We start from the raw sequence: 2,966 nt of genomic DNA, 5'->3' as shown, positions 1-2,966 counted from the left end.
GGCCGATGTCGCCGCCGCCGTGGACGAGGTCAAGCGGCTGCTCGGCGAGGGCAGGATCACCCAGGCCGTCGACATCCTCGGCGCGATCCTGCCGGTCGCCGCCGAACAGCACGGCGAGCGTTCCCCGGTCGTGCGCACCCTGCGCAAGCAGTACGCCGCCACGCTCCTCGACGACGGCCAGTACCGGCGCGCGCTGCCCGAACTGCGCCGCCTCGCCGACGAGCGCGCCGCCGAGGCCGGCCAGGCCGACCCGCAGTCCCTGCGCTACCGCTACGAGGCCGCCCAGTGCCTGGAGCAGCTCGGCGAACCGGCGGCGGCCCTGGCCGAGTACCGCTCGCTGCTGGCGTACTACGAGAACCAGTACGTCGCCGCCGGCGACCCGCAGCTTGCCCACGAGGTGCGCCGCCGCATCGGCCATCTGCTGCTCGCCCTCGGCGACCGGGCCGCCGCGCACGACACGCTCGTCCGGCTGCTGCACGACGTGGAACGCGGCCATGGCCCCGGGCACCCGCTCGCCGTCGAGATCCGGCGGACGCTGCAGTGGCTGGGGCAGGTGCGCGGCTGACGCGAGCCGTGCGGGACGCCCGGGCGGCGCCGTGCCGGTGCCCGAAGTCGCGGTGAATCGTTGGTCGAATGGGTTGGCCAGAGCTTGCCCCGTGCCTACCATCGATCACCGCAAGACTTTGTGCACCGCCGCACAAGCTCCCTCAGGAGGTTTCCTTGCACCGCCGCCGTCGCACCGCGCTCCTGCTCACCGCCGCGATCGCCGCGGCGGCACCCCTGCTCACCGCCTGCGGAAACGATGCGCATCCGGGCGCGGCGGCCGTCGTCGGCGGCGAGCGGATCACCGTCTCGCAGCTGGAGAACCGGGTGAACGAGGTCCGCGCAGCCCAGCGCGAGGCCGTCCCCGACGAGGCCCAGTACGAGCAGGCCATCGCCCGCACCGGCAGCCTCACCCGCGACACCCTGCACGGGATGGTCCTCGACCGGGTCCTCGAGCACGCCGCGCAGGACGCCGGGGTGACCGTCACCAACCGCGAGGTCCAGCGCATGCGGGCCGGCCTCGAGGAGCAGGCGGGCGGCGCGGAGGCGCTGGAGCGGGCCTGGCTGCAGCAGTACGGCATCCCGCCGCAGCGCCTCGACGAGAACCTCCGCCTCCAGCTCCAGGCCCAGAAGCTCGCCGAGAAGCTCGGCACGGACACCCGCCGTTCCGAGTTCTGGAAGGCCCTGTCCGAGGCCGGCGAGGAACTCGACGTGGACGTCAACCCGCGCTACGGCAGCTGGGACGTCGAGAAGAGCAGCCGCGTGGACGCCAAGACGCCGTGGGTGCGGGACGTGACGTCGGCGGGCACCCAGCAGCCGGCCTGACGCCCGCACCGCACAGCCTGTGGATAACTCGGGGCGGTGTCGGCGGCGTGGGTTAGTTTCGGACGGTGAACGCAACCAGCCCCGCCACCACCCCCGAGTCCGCCCCCGGCCGCGTCGTCCTGCTCACCACCAGCCACCGGGTCGCGCCCGGCCTGCTGTCCTGGCCGGCCTGGCAGGCGCTGCACGCCGCCGACCGGGTGCTGTGCGCGGACGGCGCCCATCCGCAGCTGCCCTATCTGCGGGAGGCGGGGATAGCCGTCGAGGAGGCGTCCCCGAGCGCCGAGGAGCTGGTCGACGCCTGCGCCGGCGGGCACACGGTGGTCGTCGTCGCCACCGGTGAGGGCGAGCCCGCCCTCACCGACGGACTGGCCCGCCTCGCCGGCACCGGCCGCGTCCGGATGCCCGAGCTGGAACTGCTCCCGGCCTCCTACGACCTGCCGGGCGCCCGCCTCCTCGACCTCGTCCAGGTGATGGACCGCATCCGCGCCGAATGCCCGTGGTCGTCCCTGCAGACCCACAAGGGCCTCGCGAAGTACGGCATCGAGGAGGCGTACGAACTGGTCGAGGCGATCGAGGAGGGCGACCGGGACGAACTGCGCGAGGAGCTGGGCGACGTCCTCCTCCAGGTCGTCTTCCACGCCCGGATCGCCGAGGAGCACCCCGAGGAGCCCTTCTCCATCGACGACGTGGCCGGCGCCATCGTCACCAAGCTCGTCCACCGCCACCCCCATGTCTTCGGCGACGAGACGGCCACCACCCCGGAGGAGGTCAAGGCCCACTGGCTGCGCACCAAGGCCGTCGAAAAACGCCGCACCTCGATCACCGAAGGCATCCCCCTGGGCCAGCCCGCCCTGGCCCTGGCAGCGAAGCTGGCGTCCCGCGTCCGCACGGCGGCCCTGGACGTCCCGCTGCCCCGCATCGAGGGCATCGGCTACGACCTCCTGACCCTGGCGATACGAGCGGAGGCGGAGGGCGTGGACCCGGAGGCGGCCCTCAGAGCAGCGGCCCGCGCCTACCGAGACGCGGTGAGGGCAGCCGAGGGAGTTCAGGGGAACTAGTCGACGCCGGGCGGGGCAACCCCGTCAGGGGCGCGGGGCTGTATCTATATGCGGCTCCGCCGCGTGGGCGCGACCAGCCACCACGCACCCGCACCCGCCCACTCACCGGCACCCCTACGGTCTACCGCGCCGCTCCACCAACCGCGCCCCCGCCGGCGTATGCCGGTACACCACACTGCGCCCGGCCCGCGCACGCGTCACCAGCCCCGCCCGATGCAGCACCCCCAGGTGATAGGAAACCGTCGCCGGACTGAGAAAGTGCCGCACCGCCAACTCCCCGGTGGACGCCGGACGCCCCAGCGCCGCGAGCAACCCGGCCCGGGTGGACCCGAGCAACCCCGCCAGCTCCGCCGGAGGAGCCGCCGGGGCGGTCGCCCTGACCCGCGCCGGATACGCCAGCATCGGCGCCCTCCCCCCACCCCGTACCGGATCCACAGCAACCCCCGGCGCCGGCGCCACCAACGACGGCACCACCACAACCAAAGGCACCGGCAGAGCAATCGTGAACCGGCTCTCCACCCGCAACGTCCCCTCGGCCCA

Annotated in this window: 4 protein-coding genes and 1 pseudogene; 4 read left to right on the top strand and 1 reads right to left on the bottom strand. The window is 73.7% G+C overall.

What is annotated here, in order from left to right:
* From N4P33_RS34285 to N4P33_RS34275, 3 genes are all read left to right on the top strand, one after another.
* Positions 1-565, top strand: a 565-nt coding sequence (locus N4P33_RS34285) for a tol-pal system YbgF family protein (RefSeq protein WP_399030650.1), incomplete at its 5' end; no start/stop codon positions are given.
* Positions 566-720: 155 nt separating this feature from the next.
* The gene (locus tag N4P33_RS34280) at positions 721-1,368 is read left to right on the top strand and encodes a SurA N-terminal domain-containing protein (RefSeq protein ID WP_260830829.1); all 648 of its coding nucleotides are present in this window, start codon (positions 721-723) and stop codon (positions 1,366-1,368) included.
* A 65-nt stretch (positions 1,369-1,433) separates the two neighbouring features.
* On the top strand, positions 1,434-2,426 hold the full coding sequence (locus N4P33_RS34275) for a nucleoside triphosphate pyrophosphohydrolase (RefSeq protein ID WP_260830828.1): 993 nt from the start codon (positions 1,434-1,436) through the stop codon (positions 2,424-2,426).
* Positions 2,427-2,540: 114 nt separating this feature from the next.
* On the opposite strand, the gene N4P33_RS35775 is transcribed toward N4P33_RS34275, so the two are convergent.
* Positions 2,541-2,693: an ArsR/SmtB family transcription factor gene (locus tag N4P33_RS35775; RefSeq protein ID WP_399030652.1), complete on the bottom strand. Its 153-nt coding sequence runs from the start codon at positions 2,691-2,693 to the stop codon at positions 2,541-2,543.
* Between the two features lie 13 nt (positions 2,694-2,706).
* Here N4P33_RS35775 and N4P33_RS34270 point away from each other — a divergent pair.
* Positions 2,707-2,966: pseudogene (locus tag N4P33_RS34270) on the top strand (hypothetical protein); the annotation flags it as partial.

The sequence above is a fragment of the Streptomyces sp. 15-116A genome (assembly GCF_025290915.1).
Lineage (GTDB): Bacteria > Actinomycetota > Actinomycetes > Streptomycetales > Streptomycetaceae > Streptomyces.
Note: the sequence above shows the minus strand (reverse complement) of the source record. Positions and strands in the feature narration are given on the sequence as shown.